The organism is Paenibacillus sp. 05T425 (genome assembly GCF_056396205.1).
The window spans coordinates 1-353 of the sequence record NZ_JBFTLA010000193.1 but is presented as its reverse complement, the minus strand read 5'-3'; the positions used below and the strand labels follow the sequence as shown (position 1 = coordinate 353).

Below are 353 nucleotides of genomic sequence, written 5' to 3'. Positions count from 1 at the left end.
GCGTAGAACGGCATGACCCATTAGGGAAGAGAGATCGCCATGTTAGATAGTTGTCAGAATGCTCAGGAACGCTGGGGTGGGGTTCATAAGCTCATTGACCGCTGGCTACAAGAGCGTGAAGAGTTGGTAAAGTCGTTCCACGACTTGCGAAATGCCAAACCGGCTTTCGCCGACAAGTCCTTGAACGGTCGGTTCTGCGAGATTCTTGTCGATTACGTTTCTGCCTGGCACTTCGAAGTGAGTGAGCATCTGGTCAATGAGGCCAAGGCCTTTGGCGACGATGGCGGCCTTGAACTGGCGGAGCAGATCAACCCGCGTATCGACGTGAGCACCGAGATGGCGCTGTCGTTCAA

General features: G+C 54.1%; 1 protein-coding gene. It reads left to right on the top strand.

The window, feature by feature from the left end:
• Positions 1 to 39: 39 nt before the first annotated feature.
• A partial coding sequence (locus AC1DF0_RS32725) for an Rsd/AlgQ family anti-sigma factor (protein ID WP_477577806.1) occupies positions 40 to 353 on the top strand: 314 nt, incomplete at its 3' end.